This window comes from Streptomyces sp. R33, assembly GCF_041200175.1.
Taxonomy (GTDB): Bacteria; Actinomycetota; Actinomycetes; order Streptomycetales; family Streptomycetaceae; genus Streptomyces; species Streptomyces katrae_B.
The window spans coordinates 6,760,749-6,781,559 of the sequence record NZ_CP165727.1; the positions used below are offsets into that span (position 1 = coordinate 6,760,749).

General features: G+C 73.0%; 19 protein-coding genes. 15 read left to right on the plus strand and 4 right to left on the minus strand.

Annotated elements, in window-relative coordinates; translation table 11 throughout:
* Positions 1-68 precede the first annotated feature (68 nt).
* A complete protein-coding gene (locus tag AB5J51_RS31080) occupies positions 69-1,544 on the plus strand; it encodes a hypothetical protein (protein ID WP_053786014.1) in 1,476 nt (491 codons plus the stop codon).
* Between the two features lie 3 nt (positions 1,545-1,547).
* On the opposite strand, the gene AB5J51_RS31085 is transcribed toward AB5J51_RS31080, so the two are convergent.
* Positions 1,548-2,177 (minus strand): 1-acyl-sn-glycerol-3-phosphate acyltransferase, encoded by a 630-nt coding sequence (locus AB5J51_RS31085; protein ID WP_053786093.1) that lies wholly within the window; start codon positions 2,175-2,177, stop codon positions 1,548-1,550.
* Between the two features lie 301 nt (positions 2,178-2,478).
* On the opposite strand from AB5J51_RS31085, the gene AB5J51_RS31090 reads away from it, so the two are divergent.
* The 3 genes from AB5J51_RS31090 (at position 2,479) to AB5J51_RS31100 (ending at position 4,828) form a co-directional block, all read left to right on the plus strand.
* The gene (locus AB5J51_RS31090) at positions 2,479-3,675 is read left to right on the plus strand and encodes a glycerophosphodiester phosphodiesterase (protein ID WP_136224295.1); all 1,197 of its coding nucleotides are present in this window, start codon (positions 2,479-2,481) and stop codon (positions 3,673-3,675) included.
* A gap of 93 nt (positions 3,676-3,768) precedes the next feature.
* The gene (locus AB5J51_RS31095; RefSeq protein ID WP_078987264.1) at positions 3,769-4,284 is read left to right on the plus strand and encodes an RNA polymerase sigma factor; all 516 of its coding nucleotides are present in this window, start codon (positions 3,769-3,771) and stop codon (positions 4,282-4,284) included.
* Positions 4,285-4,321: 37 nt separating this feature from the next.
* Positions 4,322-4,828 carry a GNAT family N-acetyltransferase gene (locus AB5J51_RS31100; protein ID WP_030294460.1) on the plus strand — a complete coding sequence of 169 codons (507 nt, stop codon included), beginning with the start codon at positions 4,322-4,324 and terminating at the stop codon, positions 4,826-4,828.
* Between the two features lie 16 nt (positions 4,829-4,844).
* On the opposite strand, the gene AB5J51_RS31105 is transcribed toward AB5J51_RS31100, so the two are convergent.
* Together AB5J51_RS31105 and AB5J51_RS31110 are read right to left on the minus strand one after the other, a co-directional pair.
* Positions 4,845-5,258 carry a hypothetical protein gene (locus AB5J51_RS31105; protein ID WP_136224367.1) on the minus strand — a complete coding sequence of 138 codons (414 nt, stop codon included), beginning with the start codon at positions 5,256-5,258 and terminating at the stop codon, positions 4,845-4,847.
* Between the two features lie 7 nt (positions 5,259-5,265).
* Positions 5,266-5,634 (minus strand): hypothetical protein, encoded by a 369-nt coding sequence (locus AB5J51_RS31110; protein WP_030294464.1) that lies wholly within the window; start codon positions 5,632-5,634, stop codon positions 5,266-5,268.
* A 583-nt stretch (positions 5,635-6,217) separates the two neighbouring features.
* On the opposite strand from AB5J51_RS31110, the gene AB5J51_RS31115 reads away from it, so the two are divergent.
* From AB5J51_RS31115 to AB5J51_RS31150, 8 genes are all read left to right on the plus strand, one after another.
* Positions 6,218-7,285, plus strand: coding sequence for a methionine ABC transporter ATP-binding protein (locus AB5J51_RS31115; RefSeq protein ID WP_136224296.1), 1,068 nt, complete (start codon positions 6,218-6,220; stop codon positions 7,283-7,285).
* Positions 7,282-7,950 (plus strand): methionine ABC transporter permease, encoded by a 669-nt coding sequence (locus tag AB5J51_RS31120; RefSeq protein WP_030294468.1) that lies wholly within the window; start codon positions 7,282-7,284, stop codon positions 7,948-7,950. Before AB5J51_RS31115 ends, AB5J51_RS31120 begins: the two co-directional genes overlap by 4 nt.
* A 138-nt stretch (positions 7,951-8,088) precedes the next feature.
* Complete coding sequence (locus AB5J51_RS31125; protein WP_369779150.1) at positions 8,089-8,952, plus strand: MetQ/NlpA family ABC transporter substrate-binding protein; 864 nt, start codon at positions 8,089-8,091, stop codon at positions 8,950-8,952.
* Positions 8,953-9,106: 154 nt separating this feature from the next.
* The gene (locus AB5J51_RS31130; RefSeq protein WP_133898534.1) at positions 9,107-9,799 is read left to right on the plus strand and encodes a GNAT family N-acetyltransferase; all 693 of its coding nucleotides are present in this window, start codon (positions 9,107-9,109) and stop codon (positions 9,797-9,799) included.
* Between the two features lie 79 nt (positions 9,800-9,878).
* Positions 9,879-11,096 carry a precorrin-6y C5,15-methyltransferase (decarboxylating) subunit CbiE gene (cbiE, locus tag AB5J51_RS31135; protein ID WP_369779151.1) on the plus strand — a complete coding sequence of 406 codons (1,218 nt, stop codon included), beginning with the start codon at positions 9,879-9,881 and terminating at the stop codon, positions 11,094-11,096.
* A 275-nt stretch (positions 11,097-11,371) separates the two neighbouring features.
* Positions 11,372-14,572 carry a nicotinate-nucleotide--dimethylbenzimidazole phosphoribosyltransferase gene (gene cobT / locus AB5J51_RS31140; RefSeq protein ID WP_369779152.1) on the plus strand — a complete coding sequence of 1,067 codons (3,201 nt, stop codon included), beginning with the start codon at positions 11,372-11,374 and terminating at the stop codon, positions 14,570-14,572.
* A gap of 379 nt (positions 14,573-14,951) precedes the next feature.
* On the plus strand, positions 14,952-16,163 hold the full coding sequence (cobA, locus tag AB5J51_RS31145; protein WP_053786022.1) for a uroporphyrinogen-III C-methyltransferase: 1,212 nt from the start codon (positions 14,952-14,954) through the stop codon (positions 16,161-16,163).
* 58 nt (positions 16,164-16,221) lie between these two features.
* Positions 16,222-17,067, plus strand: coding sequence for an RNA methyltransferase (locus AB5J51_RS31150; protein WP_133898537.1), 846 nt, complete (start codon positions 16,222-16,224; stop codon positions 17,065-17,067).
* A gap of 36 nt (positions 17,068-17,103) precedes the next feature.
* On the opposite strand, the gene AB5J51_RS31155 is transcribed toward AB5J51_RS31150, so the two are convergent.
* On the minus strand, positions 17,104-18,351 hold the full coding sequence (locus AB5J51_RS31155) for a serine/threonine-protein kinase (protein WP_168724228.1): 1,248 nt from the start codon (positions 18,349-18,351) through the stop codon (positions 17,104-17,106).
* A gap of 557 nt (positions 18,352-18,908) precedes the next feature.
* Here AB5J51_RS31155 and AB5J51_RS31160 point away from each other — a divergent pair.
* The 3 genes from AB5J51_RS31160 to AB5J51_RS31170 all read left to right on the plus strand — a co-directional run bounded on the left by AB5J51_RS31160 (position 18,909) and on the right by AB5J51_RS31170 (position 20,749).
* A complete protein-coding gene (locus AB5J51_RS31160) occupies positions 18,909-19,094 on the plus strand; it encodes a hypothetical protein (protein WP_053786024.1) in 186 nt (61 codons plus the stop codon).
* A 201-nt stretch (positions 19,095-19,295) separates the two neighbouring features.
* A complete protein-coding gene (locus AB5J51_RS31165) occupies positions 19,296-20,378 on the plus strand; it encodes a phosphotransferase family protein (RefSeq protein ID WP_369779153.1) in 1,083 nt (360 codons plus the stop codon).
* 65 nt (positions 20,379-20,443) lie between these two features.
* The gene (locus tag AB5J51_RS31170) at positions 20,444-20,749 is read left to right on the plus strand and encodes a zf-TFIIB domain-containing protein (RefSeq protein ID WP_053786026.1); all 306 of its coding nucleotides are present in this window, start codon (positions 20,444-20,446) and stop codon (positions 20,747-20,749) included.
* Positions 20,750-20,811 lie beyond the last annotated feature (62 nt).

The following is a 20,811-nucleotide window of genomic DNA, read 5'->3' on the forward strand; positions in this document are numbered from 1 at the left end:
CCGTGCCCAATCGGTGGTGTCCTGCACAGAGTTGACAGTCCGTTGACGCACAGGACACCATCCCCGCGATGGAGATCAACGAGCTGACCCCGGCGGAACGCCGCGTATGGGACGCCTTCCCGCGCGGTGAAGGCGTCGATTTCCGGGAAGAGCCGGGCGACAGCTCCGTCGACGGGGCCGGCTGGGGACCGGAGCGCACCATCCGCGCCGAGGTCCTCCGCGCTCTCCTGCTCGGCGCCGGCCCCGCGGAGGAGGGACAGGTCGCCGGGATCAAGCTCAAAGGGGCCAGGATCGTAGGCAAACTCGACCTCAGGTACTCCGTCGTCGACCACGCCATCCGGCTGCGGGACTGCTGGTTCGAGCGCAAACCCCTCTTGTACGGGGCCCAGCTGAAGGCGCTCGTCCTCGGCTACTCGACGCTGCCCGGCCTGACCGCCGCCACCCTGCGCGTGGACCTGGTCCTGCGGCTCTCCTGCTGTCGGATCACCGGGCCCGTACGCCTCCAGGGCGCCAGGATCTCCGGGGGGCTCTTCCTCCAGGGAGCCGTGGTCGGCCCGGTCCCCGAGGAAGAGGCGGGCGAGGCCGCGCTCCAGCTCAACCACGCCGAGATCGGCACCGACATCATCGCCAACGACCTGACGGTGCACGGCCAACTGCGGCTCAACGGTGCCACCGTGGGCGGACAGGTCCAGCTCGACCGGGCCCGCCTGCTGACCCCAGGGGGGACAGCCCTGCACGCCGAGACGCTGACGGTGGGCACCGACCTGCGCGCGAACCGGCTGCACGCCCGGGGCATGGTCAACCTCACCGGCTCCCGCATACCCGGCCAGGCCTACCTCAGCCGTGCCGACCTCGGAAACCCCGGCGGGACCGCCCTTCGCGCCTCCAGCTGCGCCGTCGGCGAGATGTGGCTGCGCCGGTGCCCCCCGATCCAGGGCGAGGTCAACCTGCGGCGTTCCACCTTCGACCTGTTCCACATCGATCCGGACGCCTGGCCCGAGCGGATCGCCGTCGACGGCCTGACCTACCGCACCCTCGGCCCGCACCTGCCGCCAGAGCAGCGGCTGCCCGCCCTGGAGCGCGAGGAGTCCGGGTACCTCCCGTACGCGTACGAGCAGCTCGCCGCCGCCTACCGTACGGCGGGCGACGAGGCCGCCGCCAGGACCGTGCAGCTCGCCAAGCTGCGACGCCACCGGCGCACCCTGCCCCGGCACGCCAGGGTCTGGGGGCTGCTCCAGGACGCCACCGTCGGCTACGGCTTCCGGCCGCTGCGCGCGGCGGGCTGGCTGCTGGCGCTGCTGCTCGTGGGCTCGATCGCATACAGCCTGCACGCGCCCCGGCCGCTGAAGGCGGGGGAGGCGCCCGACTTCAATGCCGTGTTCTACACGATCGACCTGCTCGTGCCGATCATCAGCTTCGGGCAGGAATCCGCCTACGCGCCGAGCGGCTGGTACCAGTGGCTCTCGTACGTGCTGATCGTGACCGGCTGGATCCTCGCCACGACGACCGCGGCGGGTGTCAGCCGGTCACTGCAGCGGCAGTAGGCGCTACGCCGCCTTGGCCTTGGTGGCGTACATGTCCACGTACTCCTGGCCCGAGAGCCGCATGACCTCCGCCATCACCGAGTCGGTGACGGCGCGCAGCACGTAGCGGTCGCGGTCCATGCCCTCGTAGCGGGAGAACTCCATCGGCTCGCCGAAGCGGATGGTGACCCGGCCCGGGCGCGGCATGCCCGCGCCGCCCGGCTGGAGCTTGTCGGTGCCGATCACCGCGAAGGGGATCACGGGGGCGCCGGTCATCAGGGTCAGGCGCGCGATGCCGGTGCGGCCGCGGTAGAGGCGGCCGTCGGGGGAGCGGGTGCCCTCGGGGTAGATCCCGAAGATCTTGCCCTCCTCGAGGATCCGGCGGCCGGTCATCAGGGCGGCGACGCCGCCGTTCGCACCGTCACGGTCGACCGGGATCATGCCGGCCCCGGTGAAGAACCAGGCCATGGCGCGGCCCTTGATGCCCTTGCCCGTCACGTACTCGTCCTTGCCGATGAAGTGGACCGTGCGGTCGCACACCAGCGGAAGGATCATCGAGTCGATGAAGGTGAGGTGGTTGCCCGCCAGGATCACCGGCCCGGTGCCCGGAATGTTCTCGATGCCCTCCACACGGGTGCGGAACATCATGCGCATGACCGGTCCGACAGTGGCTTTGATGAGCGATGTACGGAACAACGTGAGCCCTCCGGCATCGAAAAGCGGTTTCGCACCACACGGCGGTAGTGCAGGTGAGGACGATACTCGTGGGTCAGCTCCGAGTGCACATCGGGTTCACGAGGTGGATACGCAGTGTTGACGCACGTTTCCGCCATGTTCCCCGCGGGCCCACCCCTGCGCCACCGGCTGCTGCCTACGATCGCCACGCCGAATCGGGCCGCAGGAACCCGCCGACCCCGGGTGCCGCCGGCCCTTCCATACGACAGGAGTGGCACTCATGACACAGGGTGGGGCAGCACGGCGCACGGTCCTGGGAGCGGCCGTCCTGGCGGCGGGCGGCGGGATGGCCGGAATTTCGGCGGGATCCGCCTCGGCGGCGCAGACGGCTCGGGCCACGGACACGGCGGAGGCGGCCTTCGCGGCCGATGCGCGCCACGGCGGCGGCTACCGGGACCTCCCCGTCCCGCTGGTCATCGGCCACCGCGGCGCCTGCGGTTACCGGCCCGAGCACACCCTCGGGTCGTACCAGCTCGCCCTCGACCTGGGCGCGGACGTCGTCGAGCAGGACCTGGTGCCCACCAAGGACGGCCACCTGGTGTGCCGCCACGAGAACGAGATCGGCGGCACCACCGATGTCGCCGATCACGCCGAGTTCGCGTCCCGCCGTACGACCAAGTCGATCGACGGGGTCGCGGTCACGGGCTGGTTCACCGAGGACTTCACCCTCGCCGAGCTGAAGACCCTGCGGGCGAAGGAACGTATCCCCGCCGTCCGCCAGCGCAACACGCTCTACGACGGCCGGTGGGACGTGCCCACCTTCGAAGAGGTGCTGCGCTGGGCCGACCGCGAGGGCAAGAGGCGCGGCAAGCGCGTCTGGCTGCACGTCGAGACCAAGCACCCCACGTACTTCCGGTCCCTGGGCCTGGGCCTCGAGGAACCGCTCGCCAAACTGCTGCGCCGCTACGGCCGCGACGGCCGGAACGCTCCCCTCTTCCTCCAGTCCTTCGAGCCCTCCAGCATCCAGCGGCTCTCCAAGCTGGTCTCCGCGCCCCGCGTGGTCCTGCTGTCGGCGGCGGGCACCCGGCCCTGGGACTTCGAGCAGGCCAAGGACCCGCGGACGGTGGCGGACCTGGTCAAGCCCGAGGGCCTGAAGTGGATCGCCGGATTCGCCCAGGGCATCGGCCCCACGATGGACCTGATCATCCCGCGCGACGCCGCCGGGAAGCTGGGCACCCCGACCACGCTGGTCAAGGACGCCCACGCCCGCGGGCTGGTGCTGCACCCCTATACCGCGCGCAACGAGAACAGCTTCCTGCCGGCCGAGTACCGCAGGGGCACCGACCCGGCCGCCTACGGGGACGCCTTCGGCGCCTTCAAGACGTACTTCGAGCAGGGCATCGACGGCATCTTCACGGACAACGCGGACACCGGACTGCTCGCGGCGGAGGCCTTCCGCCCGGGCCGCGGACGCTAGGGAGTCTCGTCAACAGACAAGCGGAACATCACGTACGGGTGGGCTGTGCCGGGCGGGGAAACCGCGGGGTGCGTCCCGCGCGTCCCGCCCGGCATGGACCTGTTGAAGGACTCCGACCTGCTGAACGAACTGGGCCCGCTGCTCTCCGCCGAGGCGGCGGCGGAAGCCCCGGGCGCCGGCGTGGAGGCGGCCGACCTGGAACAAGCCGTCTGGGTCAGGCTGCTGGAACACGACCCCGCCCCCGCCGAGCCGGCCCGCTGGCTGCGCCGGGCGGTGCGCGCCGAAGCGCGGCTCGCCCGGCGCCGCGCACGCCGCGAGATCCCGTACGGCTGCCGGCCGGGGAGCGCGGGCGCCGAACCCGAAGACGCCCTGCTGCACGGGGAGGAGAACCGCGCCCTCCGATCGGCGGTCGCCCGATTGCCCGGACGGTGTCCGGAGCTCATGAGGGCACTTCTTTCGCCCAGAGACCTCACCTACCGTGAAATCGCAGGAGAGTTGGGTATCTCACAAGGAAGTTTGGGACCCGTCCGTTCCCGATGCCTGGGATGTCTGCGCAGAATGCTCGCGTCAGAGGTTGCGGCTCCTCGCCATCGGGGAAGGGAGCGGTAGACCAATGGGCTACCAGGTGAGCGGGAGGCATGCGCACATGGGCATGAGCGTGACCATTTCGGCGGCAGCTGCCGAGGACACTGAGCAGATCCTCAAACTGCAGTACCTGGCGTTCCAGCGCGAGGCCGAGCTGTACGGCAACTACCGCATCCAGCCGCTCACCCAGACCCTGGACTCCCTCAAGGCGGAGCTGGAGTCGGACACCGTACTGGTGGCCCGGCTCGGCGACGAAGTGGTCGGCACCGTGCGCGGCAAGGTCGACGAGGACGGCACCGGCAAGATCGCCAAGCTCTGCGTCCACCCGCGCCTGCAGGGCCACGGACTCGGTGCCCGGCTGCTGCGCGCCGTCGAGGAGGCCCTCGCGGGCCACGGCGACACCACCCGCTTCCGCCTGCACACCGGCCACAAGAGCGAGTCCAACCTGCGCCTCTACCGCAAGGCCGGCTACGTACAGGTCGGCGGCCGTACGGCTTCCGATGGCGTGCGCCTGGTGATCCTGGAGAAGGAGGCCACCGACGCGGCCGACTTCGCGGTCAGCGCCTGACGCCCGCCTCCGGAGCTCAGCGCTTGGCGCGCAGCCAGAGCATCCCGGTGACCGGCAGGATCACCGGGATGAACAGGTAGCCCATCCCGAACTGCGACCACACCGTCGAGTCGGGGAAGGACTCGGGCCGCACCAGGGTCCAGGTGCCCACGACGAGCACCCCGGCCAGCTCGGCGGCGCAGCATGCGCGCGCCGCCCTGCGGGCCGTCTCCCCGCCGCGCACCAGCGAGTACGTGATGAAGCAGTAGACGAGTGCGGCCAGGCCGGTCAGCGTGTAGGGCAGCGGGGCCCGGTCGAACTCGGTGGAGATCTGGTAGACCGAGCGCGAGACCGCGCCGACCGTGATCACCCCGTACAGCCAGACCAGCAGCAGCCCGGGCCCGGAGACCAGCCGCCCCCGTTCGGCGGGGGCGGCGGCCGTGTCGTCCATCTGCGTGTCAGGCACCGGGGGTTCCCCAAATGTCGTAGAGGCGTACTTCGAGCACGGCGAGGACGAGTGCGCCCGCGGCCACCGTCACCGAACCCCACTTGGTCCGCTCGCTCAGCGAGAGCAGCCCGGCGGCCGGGACCGCCGCGAAGGCGCCCACCAGGTAGGCCACGAAGATCACCGTGCCCTCGTCGGGCTCGCCGCCCTGCACCAGCTTCACCACGCCGACCACCAGCTGCGCCAGGGCCAGCAGGGTCACCACGCCCATGCCGATGAAGTGCCAGTCCTTGGTCGGCTGGTCCCGCAGGGCGGCGTATCCGCACCAGGCGGCGAGGGCGAGTGCGGCCGCGCCGAGGGCGACGGTCAGGGCGTCGAGCATGCAGCGAGGGTATTACGGGCCGCCGGCCCGGCCGCGCGCACCCCTGCGGGCAGCCGGCCCGCGGCAGCCGTGGGTCGTGGCCTTGGCCACAGCGCGGGCCCCCGCCCGGCCCTGCAGGTGTCGCCGCGCAGCGGCTTCCCGGGCCGTGTCCGTGCAGGTCAGCCCAGCGGTAGGGCCTTCGTCTCGGATGACCGGCCCTGACCGGTGCTGTCCGGAATGCGGCCGGATTCCGTCCGCTATGCGGACATCAGTGATCGGTGAAGGGGGAGGTCTGCTTTACTGGGGCCCATGACCACGACGAGCAGCCGCACCCTTGCGACCGAGGCGACGATGACGCCCGGTGCTCGTTGTATGTGTCGAATGTGCGCCTTCTGAGGGCCCCTCTCCTTGCAGTCTCGCGCCCCGAAGCGAGACCGGCCGAGCCCGTCCGGACCGCCGCCCCGAAGCAGCACCGGACCGCTCCTGCCCCGCGCACGCGTCGTCAGCGTCGTTTTCTGATGATCTGACCCGTATCGCGTCCCCAGATGTTTGCCCCGTGCCCGGCACCCGCTTGCGCCGTGCACTCGACAGCGACGGAATTCCTGTGATCACCACATCGGGCCTCACGAAGGTCTACCAGTCCCGTGGCCGCGAGGTCACCGCCCTGGACGGCGTCGATCTGCACGTCCGCGAGGGCGAGGTCTACGGAGTCATCGGCCAGAGCGGCGCCGGCAAGTCCTCCCTGATCCGCTGCGTGAACCTGCTCGAGCGCCCCACCACCGGAACCGTGACCGTCGACGGCGTCGACCTCACGGCCCTGGCCGGCCGCGGCCGCCGGGCCGGCAAGGAGCTCCGCGAGGCCCGCAGCCGTATCGGCATGGTCTTCCAGCACTTCAACCTGCTGTCCTCGCGCACCGTGCAGGGCAACATCGAACTGCCCCTGGAGATCCTCGGCGTCCCCGGCCGCGAGCGTTCCCGCAAGGCCCTCGAACTCCTCGACCTCGTCGGCCTCGCCGACAAGGCCAAGGCCTACCCCGCCCAGCTCTCCGGCGGCCAGAAGCAGCGCGTCGGCATCGCCCGCGCCCTGGCCGGCGACCCCAAGGTGCTGCTCTCCGACGAGGCCACCAGCGCGCTGGACCCCGAGACCACCCGCTCGATCCTCCAGCTGCTGCGCGACCTCAACCAGCAGCTCGGCCTGACCGTCCTGCTCATCACCCACGAGATGGACGTCGTCAAGAGCGTCTGCGACTCGGCCGCCCTGATGAAGCGGGGCCGGATCATCGAGTCCGGCACCGTCGCCGAACTGCTCGCCACCCCCGGCTCCGAGCTCGCCGGCGAGCTCTTCCCCGTCAGCGGAGCCGCCACCGGCCCCGACCGCACGGTCGTCGACGTCACCTTCCACGGCGACGCCGCCACCCAGCCGGTCATCTCCCAGCTGTCGCGGACGTACAACATCGACATCTCGATCCTCGGCGCCGCGATGGACACCGTCGCGGGCCGCCAGATCGGCCGCATGCGCATCGAGCTGCCCGGCCGCTACGAGGACAACGTCGTGCCCGTCGGCTTCCTGCGCGAGCAGGGCCTGCAGGTCGACGTGGTCACCGACGACGTCGAGAACACAGAAGATGCCGACGCCGAGCTCGCCCAGCTCGTCAAGGATGGTGCCCAGTGACCTGGTCCGAGATGCAGCCCCTGCTCACCCAGGGCACGTACGACACCCTCTACATGGTGCTCTGGTCCACCCTGGTGACCGTCCTCGGTGGACTGCCCGTCGGCATCCTGCTCGTCCTCACCGACAAGGGCGGCCTCCTGCAGAACCGGCCGCTCAACAAGGTCCTCGGCGTGATAGTGAACCTGGGCCGCTCGCTGCCGTTCATCATCCTGCTGATCGCCCTGATCCCGGTCACCACCGCCGTCGTCGGCACCTTCATCGGCCCCACCGCCATGATCGTCCCGCTCGCCATCGGCGCCATCCCCTTCTTCGCCCGCCTCGTCGAGACGGCCGTCCGCGAGGTGGACCACGGCCTGATCGAGGCCGTCGAGTCCATGGGCGGCGGGGTCCCCACCCTCGTCGGCAAGGTGCTCCTCCCGCAGGCCCTGCCCTCGCTGGTCGCCGCCGTGACCACCACGCTGATCACCCTGATCGGCTACTCCGCCATGGCCGGCGCGGTCGGCGGCGAAGGACTCGGCTCCAAGGCCATCACCTACGGCTTCCAGCGCTTCGAGACCGGCTTCATGCTCGCCACCGTCGTGGTCCTGGTCGCCATCGTCACGGTCATCCAGCTGATCGGCGACGGAGTGGTCCGACTCCTCGCCCGCCGCGGCCGGACAGCCTGAACGGCGCGGACCGCACCACCGGACCGCTCCCCGGATTTCTCCACCCCAGAAAGCCCGCACTTGTCGTGCTCGGGCCGCCACCACCCGCAAGAACCGCGCACGACCTGCGCACTTGCACCGCAATGAAAGGCACTCTTCGTGCGTAAGAACATCAAGGTCACCGCCCTCACCGCCGCCTCCGCCGCGCTCGCCCTCGGCCTCACCGCCTGCGGCAGCTCCTCGGACCCGTCCTCCACCAAGGCCGACGGCGGCAAGGCCGACGCGAGCAAGCCGCTCGTCATCGCGGCCTCCCCGAGCCCCCACGCCGACGTCCTGAACTTCGTCAAGGACAAGCTCGCGGCCAAGGAGGGCCTCAAGCTGGAGGTGAAGGAGTTTACGGACTACGTGCTCCCCAACACCGCCACCGAGCAGGGCCAGGTCGACGGCAACTACTTCCAGCACAAGCCGTACCTCGACGACTTCAACAAGAAGAACGGCACCCACGTCGTGCCCGTCGTGAACGTGCACCTGGAGCCCCTCGGCCTCTACTCCAAGAAGGTCAAGGCCCTCACCGACATCAAGGCCGGCCAGACCATCGCCGTCCCCAACGACACCACCAACGAGGGCCGCGCGCTCCAGCTGCTCGCCGCTAACAACCTGATCACCCTCAAGGAAGGCGTCGGCACCGCCGCCAAGCTGTCCGACATCACCGACAAGAAGGGCCTGGAGTTCAAGGAGCTGGAGGCCGCCACGGTCCCGCGCGCCCTGAACGACGTGGACGCCGCGGTCATCAACGGCAACTACGCCCTCGAGGCCAAGCTCTCGCCCGCCAAGGACGCGCTGGTCCTGGAGAAGGCCGAGGGCAACCCGTACGCCAACTTCCTTGCGGTGAAGGCCGGCAACGAGAAGGACCCGCGGATCGAGAAGCTCGCCAAGCTCCTCAACTCCGACGAGGTCAAGAAGTTCATCGAGGACAAGTACCAGGGCTCCGTCGTCCCCGCCTTCGGCGCCCCGAAGGCCTGATCCTCCCAGCCGTCCGGCCCCGTACGCCCCCGGTGGGTGTGCGGGGCCGAGCGCTGCCCGCTTCCGGGCAACCCGGCCGCCACATCCCGCCGCCGATGCTGCATGCTGTGCCTACGACCCGCACAAACGGTCCAGCAACGGCATGGAGCTGCGCATGACTACCACCTTCCCGGACGTCACCATCAGCACGGACCGGCTGGTGCTGCGCCCCTTCGACGGGGAGGACGTCACTGCGCTCGCCGAGATGATGAACGACGAGCACGTCACCGCCTGGACCTCCGTACCGCACCCCTACACCCAGGCCGACGCGCAGGCCTGGGCCACCCGGGACTCCCACGCGGAGCGCACCGAGGGCAGGGGCATCGTCTTCGCCGTCGCCGAGTTCCTCACGCAGCGCCTCGTCGGCATCGTGCACCTGCAGAACACCAACTGGCGCACCCGCAGCGCCGAGGTCGGCTACGTCACCGCCCCCTGGGCCCGCGGCGAGGGCTACGCCAGCGAGTCCGTACTCGCCGTCGCCCAGTGGCTCTTCCGCGACCAGGGCTTCGAACGCCTCGAACTGCGCACCGCCGCCGACAACACCGCCTCGCAGCAGGTGGCCCAGAAGATCGGCTGCATCAGCGAAGGCGTCCTGCGCAACGCATGGATAGTGCGCACCCAGAACCCCGACGGCTCCTGGGCGGACACCCGCACCGACCTCATCGTCTGGAGCCTCATCCCGGAGGACGTCGAGTACACGGGGGACTCGGACGGCTACAACGGCTACAGCGGCCACGACGACTACGGATACGGCCCCGGAGCGCAGGCGGACGCGAGCGGCTACGCCGTCGGCGCCGACTGGAGCTGACCCGATGACCGGGTAGTCTCACCGTGCGCGCCCCTGCCGACGAAACCTCGCCCGCCCCCACCCCAGGAGACTGACGACGATGGCCGACCGGGTCACGGTGATCGGCTGGGACGGCTCGCCCCTGACCGCGGCCGCCCGGTCCGCGCTCTCCGCAGCCACCCTCGTGGCCGGCGCCGCGCACCACCTCGCACTCCCCGAGGTCCCGCCCACCGCCGAACGCATCCGTCTGGGCAGCCTCGGCCTCGCCGCCCGCCGCATCGCCGGCCACCGCGGCACCGCCGTCGTCTTCGCCGACGGCGACCCCGGCTTCTTCGGCGCCGTACGCACCCTGCGCGCCCCGGAGCACGGCCTCGAGGTCGAGGTCGTCCCCGCCGTGTCCTCCGTCGCCGCCGCCTTCGCGCGCGCCGGCATGCCCTGGGACGACGCCCAGGTGGTCGTCGCCCACCCCCGCACCCTGCGCCGCGCCGTCAACGTCTGCCGCGCCCACGCCAAGGTCGCCGTCCTCACCTCGCCCGGCGCCGGCCCCGCCGAACTCGCCCTCCTGCTCGGCGCGGTCCACCGCACCTTCGTCATCTGCGAGGAGCTCGGCACCGCCAAGGAACAGGTGACCGTCCTGACCTCCGACCGGGTCGCCGACCACAGCTGGCGCGACCCCAACGTCGTCATCGTCATCGGCGGACAGTCCGCCTCCCTCTCCTCCTCTTCCGCCACCGCCGAACCGGCCTGGCTGCTCGGCCAGAGCCCCGCCCAGACCGGTGCCCGCGGCTGGGCCCGCCCCCTGGCCGACGCCGGGGAAGGCGAGTCGGCCCTGCTGCGCGCCGCCCAGCTCGCCCGCCTCGGCCCGCGCACCGGAGACCTCGTCTGGGACATCGGCACCGGCTCCGGCGTCTTCGCCGTGGAGGCCGCCGCGTTCGGCGCCGCCGTCATCGCGGTGGACGCCGACCCGCGCGCCTGCGAACGCGCAACTGCCGCCGCCCGCAAGCGGGGAGTGCAGCTCCAGGTCGTCGCCGGCCGCGCACCGCACGTACTGGAAGACCTCCCCGAACCCGACGTCGTCCGCATCGGCGGCGGGGGAGCCGAGGCCGCCCGGGCCGTCGCCGACCGCCGCCCCGAACGGATCGTCAGCCACGCCTCCACCCGCGACGAGGCGGAGGCGATCGGCCGCGCGCTCACCGAGGGCGGTTACACCGTCGAGTGCGCGCTCCTCCAGTCCGTGGGCCTGGACACCCGTACGTGGGGTGAACAGGACCGTTCCGTCGTGTTCCTCCTGGCAGCCGAACGCCCCGTGAATCGTTAGACCGGACCCCGCGGTAGGCTGGCCGATCGTCGTACCGCCCTGCTGTGTCGGGGGTGACGGCACCGCCCGATGCGCGACGTGGCGCAGTCCACAGCGGACCATGGCAGTTATGGCTGCCGTGGTGGCTAACGGGCGCGACAATGCTTACTGGTTGTCGCGCAGGGTGTGCGGGAGACGAGGCGCATCGCACGGCAACCCCGCACGGCAACGCCGCCAGGCGGCCTCGTGGGCGACCGGGCGATCGAAGAGGCACAACCGATGGGCGAGGGGTACGCATGACTGACACCGGCCAGGTACCGGGCGAGGGTCTCCCGGACAACGCGGGCATGGTGGATCAGCAGGGCATTCCCGCTCCGGTCCAGAACCCGGGCCCCGTCCCCGCTCCCGTCCAGGGCGGCTACGCCTTCCAGGACCTCGTGGACAACCCGGCCGAGCCGGAGGACGAGGAACTGCTGCTGATGCCGAGCGGCCAGGGTGCGTGGAGCGACCCGCAGGTCGTCCCGCCGGCGCCGGTCTTCCCCGTCGAGACCTCGTACGGCGATGCCCCGTACGCCGAGTACCCCGAGGCGCAGCCCGCCTACGCGGAGCCCGCGTTCCCCGCACAGCCCGCGTTCCCCGACCCCTCGTACGGCGACGTCTCGTACAGCGCGGGTGCGCACGAGGCCGGCGGCCGTGACTCCGGTGCCCTCGACCTCGGCGGCCTCGTGGCCCCGCCGCAGGCGGCCGCCCCGGTGGCCCCGGCCGCGCCCGTCGCCCAGGCCATGCCCGCCCGTCGGCCGCTGCACATGGGTCCGCCCGTGCCCGAGGCCACCGGCGGAGTCGTACGCTCGCTCGCCGACCGGGGTCCGGCGGCGGCTCCCGTGGCCGCCCCGGCGCCCGTCGCCCCTGTCGCGCCCGTCGCCGCTGCCGTGAGTGCGCCCGTGGCGCCGATTCCGGTGCAGGTGGCCGGGCCGCCGACGGTCGGTCCCGAGTACCTGGACGTCCCGCGCCCCGAGGCCGCCGCCGTACCGGCCGCGCCGCAGCCGGGCGAGACCCCGCCGCAGGCCGGCGAGCCGTGGACGGCGGAGCCGGAGCCCGTGGTGGCTCCGGAGCCCGTGGTGGCCCCCGAGTCCGCGGTGGCGCCGGAGCCCGTAGTGGCGCCGGAGCCCGTGATGGCCCCGGAGCCCGTGGTGGCTGCCGAGCCGGTCGCGGTCCCCGAGCCCGTCGTGGCACCCGAGCCGGTGGCACCCGTGGCCGCCGAGGTCCCCGAGGCCCCGGAAGCCCCTCAGCCGGAGCCGGTCGCCGTCCCGGAGCCCGCGCCGGTCGCGGAGACCGCGCCGGAGCCCGGCGCCGAGACGCCTGCGCCTGCTGCCGCGGAGCCCGTCCAGGCCCCGGCGCCCGCCGCCGAGCCCGCGCCGGAGCCGGTCGTGGCCGAGGCCGCGCCCGCGGACATGCCGGTGGCGGAAGCAGCCCTGGAGGCGCCGGCCGCCGCGCCGGAGCCGCAGGCCCCCGAGGCCGTCGAGCCCGCCGTGGTCGAGCCCGCCGCCGAGGAGCCCGTCGCCGCGGAGCCGGCCGCTCCCGAGGCCCTCGCGGCCCCCGTCGCGCCGGAAGCCGTACCGGAGTCGGCAGCCGAGGCCGTCGCACAGGTGGAGCCCGAAGCCGTTCCCGGGCAGACCCCCGCGCCGGCTGCCGAGCCGGAGGCCGAGGCAGCCGCCGAGCCGGTCGCCGAGGCCGCGCCCGAGCCCCCCGTGGAGCCCTCCGCCGGTGAAGCGGCCCCCGCGTACGCCGACGCCGAGCGCGAGGCCGTCCTGCGCGTCATCCGCGAACGCCGCGACATCCGCAACGGCTTCCGTACCGACCCGATCCCGCACGAGGTGCTGCTCCGCGTCCTGGAGGCCGCGCACCACGCGCCCAGCGTGGGCCACTCCCAGCCCTGGGACTTCGTCGTCATCCGCTCGGCCGAGACCCGCCGGACGATGCACGAGCTCGCCCAGCGCCAGCGCGAGGCCTACGCGAAGTCGCTGCCCAAGAGCCGGGCGAAGCAGTTCAAGGAACTCAAGATCGAGGCCATCCTCGACACCCCGGTGAACATCGTCGTCACCGCCGACCCCACCCGCGGCGGCCGCCACACCCTCGGCCGGCACACCCAGCCGCAGATGGCCCCGTACTCCTCGGCCCTCGCCGTCGAGAACCTCTGGCTCGCCGCGCGCGCCGAGGGCCTCGGCGTCGGCTGGGTCAGCTTCTTCGACGAGCGCGAGATGGTCCGCGAGCTCGGCCTGCCGGAGCACCTCGAGGTCGTCGCGTACCTGTGCGTCGGCTACGTCGACGAGTTCCCGGAGGAGCCCGAGCTGGCGCACGCCGGCTGGTCGCAGCGCCGGCCGCTGGCCTGGGTCGTGCACGAGGAGACGTACGGCCGCCGCGCGCTGCCCGGCGAGGAGCCGCACGACCTGCTCTCGGAGACGGTCGCGAGCATCCGCCCGCTCGACGCGAAGGCGCTGGGCGAGGCCTGGGAGCGCCAGAAGCGCATGACCAAGCCCGCCGGGGCCCTGGGCATGCTCGAAATCATCTCCGCCCAGCTGTCCGGCCTCTCCCGGGTCTGCCCGCCGCCGATCCCGGAGCCGGCCGCGGTCGCGATCTTCGCGGGCGACCACGGGGTCCACGCCCAGGGCGTCACCCCGTGGCCCCAGGAGGTCACCACGCAGATGGTCGCCAACTTCCTGGGCGGCGGCGCGGTCTGCAACGCGTTCGCGAACCAGGTGGGCGCCGAGGTCTGCGTCATCGACGTCGGCGTGGCCGGCGACCTCCCCGCCACCCCGGGCCTGCTCCCGCGCAAGGTCCGCCCGGGCACGGCCGACCTCTCCACGGGCCCGGCGATGACCCGCGAGGAGGCGATCGCGGCCATCGAGGTGGGCATCGAGACGGCCCGCGACCTCGTCGCCGCAGGCAACAAGGCCCTGCTGACCGGCGAGATGGGCATCGCGAACACGACGGTCTCCGCAGCCCTGATCTCGGTCTTCACCGGGGTCGACCCGGCGGAGGTCACGGGCCGCGGCACCGGCATCAACGACGAGACGCACGCCCGCAAGGTCGAGGTCGTCCGCCGCGCACTGGAGCTCCACCAGCCGGACCCGGCGGACCCGATCGGCGTCCTGGCGGCCATCGGCGGCCTGGAGCACGCGGCCATCGTCGGCCTGCTCCTCGGCGGGGCGTCCCTGCGCACTCCCGTCATCCTGGACGGCGTGAGCGCGGGCGCGGCAGCCCTGGTGGCCCGGGCCATCGCCCCCGAGTCCCTCTCGGCGTGCATCGCGGGCCACCGCAGCGCGGAGCCGGGGCACGTGGCGGCCCTGAACAAGCTCGGCCTGCGCCCGCTGGTGGACCTGGACCTGCGCCTCGGCGAGGGCACGGGCGCCCTGCTGGCCCTCCCGCTGGTCCAGAGCGCGGCCCGCGCGATGCACGAGGTGGCCACGTTCGACTCGGCGGGCGTCACCGAGAAGTAGCGGGCGGGACCCGCCGTCCCCGCACCGGCTCGGCCTGGGTGGCGCAGCCCGCGGTGCGGGGCACGGCGGGCACGGCGTCACCCTGTGGTGGTCCATGGAGCCGGGCGGAAACAATTCCGAGAGCGAAGCCGTGATCTCCCCGCTCGACGCGGACGGGAACGCGGCCGGACGAACCGGCTTCGAGCCGCCCCGACGCGGACGGCCGGATCGACTCCGCGCAGGCGGGGTGCACCGCCGGGGCCGCTGCGGACCCCGGGGCGTGCTGCCGCGCAGGTGGGGACGTATCTTGGACCCTCAGTACCGCACCACAGCTCAGCCATCCGCCGCTCCACTGCCGTAGCGGCTCGCCTCCCCGTCGCCCTCAGGAGCAGCCCCCGCCATGGCCGACAGCCCCGCCTACCCCGTAGGACTCCGCCTCGCCGGCCGCCGCGTCGTCGTCATCGGCGGCGGACAGGTCGCGCAGCGCCGGCTGCCCGCGCTCGTCGCGGCCGGCGCCGACGTCCTGCTGATCTCCCCCTCCGCCACCCCCTCCGTGGACGCCATGGCGGAGACCGGCGAGATCCGCTGGGAGCGCCGCCGCTACCAGGACGGCGACCTCGACGGCGCCTGGTACGCGCTGATCGCGACCCGCGACCGGGCCGCCAACGACGCGGCCTCCGCCGAGGCCGAGAGCCGCCGGGTCTGGTGCGTGCGCGCCGACGACGCCGATGCGGCCACCGCCTGGACCCCGGCCACCGGCCGCGTCGAGGGCGTGACCGTCGCCGTCCTCAGCGGCAACGACCCCCGCCGCTCCGCCGCCGTCCGCGACGCCGTCGTCGAGGGGCTGCGCGACGGCTCCCTCGCCACGGCCCGCACCCGCACCCCGGGTGTCTCCCTCGTCGGCGGCGGCCCCGGCGACCCGGACCTCATCACCGTCCGCGGGCGCCGCCTCCTCGCCGAGGCCGACGTCGTCATCGCCGACCGGCTCGGCCCCCGAGACCTGCTCGACGAACTCCCGCCGCACGTCGAGGTCATCGATGCCGCGAAGATCCCGTACGGCCGGTACATGGCCCAGGAGGCCATCAACAACGCCCTGATCGAGCACGCCAAGGCCGGCAAGGCCGTGGTCCGGCTCAAGGGCGGGGACCCGTACGTCTTCGGCCGCGGCATGGAGGAGCTCCAGGCGCTCGCCGAGGCCGGTATCCCCTGCACCGTCGTCCCCGGCATCTCCAGCTCCATCTCGGTGCCCGGCGCCGTCGGCATCCCGGTCACCCACCGCGGCGTGGCGCACGAGTTCACCGTGGTCAGCGGCCACGTCGGCCCCGACGACCCGCGTTCCCTCGTGGACTGGGCCTCCCTCGCCAAGCTCACCGGCACCCTGGTGATCCTGATGGGCGTCGACAAGATCGGCCTGATCGCCGAGGCCCTGGTCCGGCACGGCCGCTCCGCCGACACCCCGGTCGCGGTCGTCCAGGAGGGCACCACCGCCACCCAGCGCCGCGTCGACGCCACCCTCGCCACCGTCGGCGAGACGGTACGGGCGGAGGAGATCCGTCCGCCCGCGGTCATCGTGATCGGCGAGGTCGTCAACGTCCATACCCCCACCGCCTGAAGCGCCCGCGCCCGGCAGGGCCGTTGGCACCACACCCCGGACAAGGCAGTATCACCCTGTGGCTGATCTCATCACCGTCGAAGACCCCGACGACCCCCGCCTGCGCGACTACACGGGCCTGACCGACGTCGAACTGCGGCGCCGGCGCGAGCCCGAAGAAGGCCTGTTCATCGCCGAGGGCGAGAAGGTCATCAGACGCGCCAAGGACGCCGGGTACGAGATGCGCTCGATGCTGCTCTCCGCGAAGTGGGTCGACGTCATGCGCGACGTCATCGACGAGCTCCCGGCGCCGGTCTACGCCGTCACCCCGGAGCTCGCCGAACGCGTCACCGGCTACCACGTGCACCGCGGCGCCCTCGCCTCGATGCAGCGCAAGCCGCTCCCGACCGCCGACGAGTTGCTCGCGGGGGAGGGGGCGGGCGGCCGGATCGCCGTCTTCGAGGGCTTCGTCGACCACGCCAACCTGGGCGCCGCGTTCCGCAGCGCCGCCGCCCTCGGCATCGGCGCGATACTGCTCTCCCCGGACTGCGCGGACCCGCTCTACCGGCGCGCCATCAAGGTCTCGATGGGATCGGTGTTCTCGGTGCCGTACGGGCGCCTCGACAAGTGGCCCGCGGACCTCGAGAAGGTCCGCGAGGCGGGCTACCGGATCCTGGCCATGACGCCGAGCCCGAAGGCCACGCCGCTGGACCAGGTCCCGCCGGAGCGCTTCGAGCGCTCCGCGATCATGCTCGGCTCCGAGGGGCACGGCCTGTCCACGTACGCGCTGCGGGCCGCCGACGAGTGGGTCCGCATCCCGATGGCCGAGGGGATCGACTCGCTGAACGTGGCCGCGGCCTCGGCGGTCGCCTTCTACGCGACCCGCCCGCCCCAGTCGCCGGTGCCCGTTCCGCCGGAGCTCTAGAACCCCAGAGCTCCAGACCCTCAGAACTCCAGACCCTCAGAACTTCTGGGCGGCGGCGATGCCCAGCGCGACGATCAGCGTCACCACGACGAACACGATCAGTCGCTGCCGCATCAGTCTGGGGTCCGGCCGAGACGACCGCCGGCCCGTGCCCGTCGTGCGCGGGGCCGGGCGGCCGCCCGTACGCCCCGCCGTCGGCCGGGAGGACGGACCGCCCGGGTTCCGCGAGGACGAGGGCCGCGAGGACGAAGGCCGTGCGCCGGAGGGACGGGAGTGCGGCCCGCTGTCCGGGCCCCGGCCCTGCCCCTGTCCCTGGTTCGGCGCCTGGGGCGCGGGCGTGCCGCCCGTACGGCGCTCCGTGCGCTGGTCGGCGTACGCATCGGCCCGCTCCGCCGACCGTCCGGTGGGCCGCTCGGTCCGTGCGCGCTGCACCGGCGGGCGCCCGTCGGACAGCCCCTGCGCCTCGCGGGCCGCGATCTCCTTCAGCCGCATCGACAGCTGCAGCGTGCTGGGCCGCTCCTCGGGATCCTTGGCCAGGCAGGCCTGTACGAGGGGCGCGAGCGCGTCCGGGACCCCGACCAGATGCGGCTCCTCGTGCACCACGCGGTACAGCATGACCTCGGAACTGCCGTGGCCGAAGGGCGAGTCGGCGGTCGCCGCGTAGGCGAGGGTGGCGCCCAGCGCGAAGACGTCGGTGGCCGGGGTGACGGCCGCCCCGCGCACCTGTTCGGGTGCGAGGAAGCCGGGGGAGCCGACGGCCGTGCCCACGTGGGTGAGGGTGCTCGCACCGGTGGCCCAGGCGATCCCGAAGTCGATGATCCGGGGGCCCTTGGGGGACAGAAGAATGTTCGAGGGCTTGAGATCGCGGTGGACGACCCCCGCCTCGTGCACGGCGACCAGTCCCTCGGAGAGCGCGGCACCGATCGCGGCGATCTGCGCGGCCGAAAGCGGACCCTCCTCCGCCACCTTGTCGTGCAGGGACGGGCCGGGCACGTACTGCGTTGCGAACCACGGCCGCTCCGCCTCCAGGTCCGCGGCCACCAGGCGCGCGGTGCACCCGCCGCGGATCCGCCGGGCGGCGGACACCTCGCGCGCGAAGCGCGAGCGGAACTCCTGGTCCTCGGCCAGATCAGGCCGGATCACCTTGAGGGCGACACGCTGGCCGCGCCGGTCGGACCCCAGGTAGACCACGCCCATACCGCCGGCACCGAGCCGTCGGTGCAGCCTGAATGAGCCGACGACACGCGGGTCCTCGCGCCGGAGCCGCATCATCGCCATGTCCACCCCGCTGACCGGTCGTCCTGTTGACGTGCCACAGCTTACGGACCATCCGCCACGAGCGCTCAGAGGCCGCGCCCTCGCCCGAGGATTCGATCGTCAGTGCGGCACAGCCCACTTGAGGGTTTCTCACCCGCACGGACCCCTGTCCGTACGGCACTTGCCGGTACGGCCAAACAGCCCTGGCGCCAAGGGGATTGAGGCGCCCGCAGGGGTGGTGCGCCGGGCGCACGGCCGGCGGGCGACGCGTGCGCCGGGCCGGCGGACGAGGGGATCTTGTCCGTACCCCGCAGGCGGACACGCATGCGCGGGGAGTGACGGAAGTGAGCGAACTCACTACCCTCCGGTCATCCCCTCCGGGAAGACCCCCAATACGGGGGAGCGGTCTCCACCCAGGGGAGTACACGAGGGGTGGCCCCGTCATCCTCCTGGAGGCCTGCGAAGGGGTACGCGGGCAGGAGGCCAGGGGCCTTGCGCCCGCCTAGTGTTGAAGACAAGCGGCGGGTGGCGCACTCGTCCCCCGAGGTCACGAACCCGCCGCTGCAACCGACAGGGAGAGGACCATGGCGGACATCGCACGGCAGGGACGCAAGGCATTCGCGTTCAACGGCCATGAGTCCGGCACGCGCCACCCACTGGTGGCCGCGGCCATGGTGCTCCCCCTGGCCGCCCTCCTGGTCTTCCTCTTCGGGGGATTCGACCAGGTGGCGGTACAGGCGTCGTCCGTGGGCGTGATGCTGGGGCGCTGAGCGGCGCCCCTGGTCCGGGAGAGCGGCCCGGACCGGGACATCGGCCTGTCGCACCCCGTGGGGACGGGGGCGCGACGGACGGCAGGAGAAGGGTGCTGCCCGTCCGACTGGGGAGTCGGACGGGCAGCACCCTTTTTCATGCCGTCCCGCAGTTCCGTAACCTGCTCCCGAGACGCCAGCGACGGGAGCCGTGGAGCCGCGATGAACCAGGAGCCACTGCCCGCCGCCCTCGCGGCGTACGCCGGCGCGGGGCAGCAGGACGCCCCGTACGAACTCCTCGCCGAGCGGGAGGACGGGACCGTCGTGCGCTGCGGCGAGATCGTGGCCAAGGCGCACGCCGGGGACAGCGACCGCGAAGGGCTCGCCGTTCGGATGCGGATCGCCGCGGACGAGGCGCTGGCCGGGGTGCTGCTCGCCCCGCTGCGCCCCGAGGTCGGCTACCTCGGGGGCCGGCCCGTGTCCCTGTGGCCGTACGGGGCCCCGGTCGACCCGGAGCGCCCCGAGGACGCCCCGTGGGAGGCGGCCGGCCGGCTGCTGGCGGCCCTGCACCAGGTGCCCGTGCACCGGCTGCCGGGTCCGGTGCCGCCGATGCGCGGCCCGGCCAAACTGGCCCGGGCCCTGCGCCGCCTGGCGCGGGCGACGGCTCCCGGCCGGGGCGCCGGTGCCGCTGCCGCCGGTCCCGCACGGGCGGCCGGGCCCGTGGGCGTCCCCGGCGCCACCGGTGCAGCCGGTGTGGCCGGTTCGGCCGGATCCCGGCCCGGTCCCGCCCTCGTGCCCAGCCCCGCCGAGGGCCGCCCCGCCGGCGACCTCGTACGGGCCGCCGCGCGGACCCTGCCCGCCTGGGTGCGGGGGGAGGCGCCGGCGCCCCGGGGCGGGGCGCTGTGCCACGGGGACCTGCACCTCGGGCAGTTGGTCCGCGGCCCCGGACCCGACGGGGGCTGGCGGCTCATCGACGTCGACGACCTCGGGATCGGGACCCCGGCCTGGGACCTGGCCCGGCCCGCGGCCTGGTACGCCGCCGGGCTGCTCGACACCGCCACCTGGGTCCGCTTCCTCGACTCCTACCGCGCGGCGGGCGGCCCCGCGGCCGGGCCGGCCGGCTCCGACCCCTGGCCGGAACTGGACCTCGCCGCCCGGGCGCTGACCGTACAGACCGCTGCTCTGGCCCTGGCCAAATCGGCAGAAAACCACCGCCGACTCGACGACGTGGAACGGCTGATGGTGGACTCCTGTGCCCGAATCGCCACCCTCCCGCCCGACTTGGAGCCGCAGGCTCCGTCGTAGGGTGAGCTTCACGCCACCGGGCATGCATCCGGTGTCGAAGCAGACGGCGAGGAGTTGATCCGGTCATGCAGTGTCCGAAGTGTCACGCGATGATGCACACCTACAACCGCAACGGTGTCCAGATCGAGCAGTGCAGCAACTGCCGCGGCATCTTCCTCGACTACGGCGAGCTGGAGGCGCTGACCCGCCTGGAGTCCCAGTACACCGGCGGCCAGTACGGCCAGGTCCCGCCGCCCGCCGCGCCGCCGGCCCCCTACCCGGCCGCGCACGCCCCCGCCCCCGCCTGGGGTGCCCCGCAGCACGGCGGGCACGGCCACGGTCACCACGGCCACCACAAGGGCGGCTTCGGGCGGATGCTCTTCTCCTCCTGAGCCGCCTCCACAGCGCAGAAGCCCTGGCGCAACGCAGAAGCCCCGGCCGTCGAGACGGCCGG

Bases quoted from the DNA above. Each gene is read 5' to 3' on its own strand.
- AB5J51_RS31080 (WP_053786014.1), top strand. From the start codon at position 69: ATGGAGATCAACGAGCTGACCCCGGCGGAACGCCGCGTATGGGACGCC.
- AB5J51_RS31085 (WP_053786093.1), bottom strand. From the start codon at position 2,177: ATGCGCATGATGTTCCGCACCCGTGTGGAGGGCATCGAGAACATTCCG.
- AB5J51_RS31090 (WP_136224295.1), top strand. From the start codon at position 2,479: ATGACACAGGGTGGGGCAGCACGGCGCACGGTCCTGGGAGCGGCCGTC.
- AB5J51_RS31095 (WP_078987264.1), top strand. From the start codon at position 3,769: ATGGACCTGTTGAAGGACTCCGACCTGCTGAACGAACTGGGCCCGCTG.
- AB5J51_RS31100 (WP_030294460.1), top strand. From the start codon at position 4,322: ATGGGCATGAGCGTGACCATTTCGGCGGCAGCTGCCGAGGACACTGAG.
- AB5J51_RS31105 (WP_136224367.1), bottom strand. From the start codon at position 5,258: ATGGACGACACGGCCGCCGCCCCCGCCGAACGGGGGCGGCTGGTCTCC.
- AB5J51_RS31110 (WP_030294464.1), bottom strand. From the start codon at position 5,634: ATGCTCGACGCCCTGACCGTCGCCCTCGGCGCGGCCGCACTCGCCCTC.
- AB5J51_RS31130 (WP_133898534.1), top strand. From the start codon at position 9,107: ATGACTACCACCTTCCCGGACGTCACCATCAGCACGGACCGGCTGGTG.
- cbiE (WP_369779151.1), top strand. From the start codon at position 9,879: ATGGCCGACCGGGTCACGGTGATCGGCTGGGACGGCTCGCCCCTGACC.
- cobT (WP_369779152.1), top strand. From the start codon at position 11,372: ATGACTGACACCGGCCAGGTACCGGGCGAGGGTCTCCCGGACAACGCG.
- cobA (WP_053786022.1), top strand. From the start codon at position 14,952: ATGGCCGACAGCCCCGCCTACCCCGTAGGACTCCGCCTCGCCGGCCGC.
- AB5J51_RS31160 (WP_053786024.1), top strand. From the start codon at position 18,909: ATGGCGGACATCGCACGGCAGGGACGCAAGGCATTCGCGTTCAACGGC.
- AB5J51_RS31165 (WP_369779153.1), top strand. From the start codon at position 19,296: ATGAACCAGGAGCCACTGCCCGCCGCCCTCGCGGCGTACGCCGGCGCG.
- AB5J51_RS31170 (WP_053786026.1), top strand. From the start codon at position 20,444: ATGCAGTGTCCGAAGTGTCACGCGATGATGCACACCTACAACCGCAAC.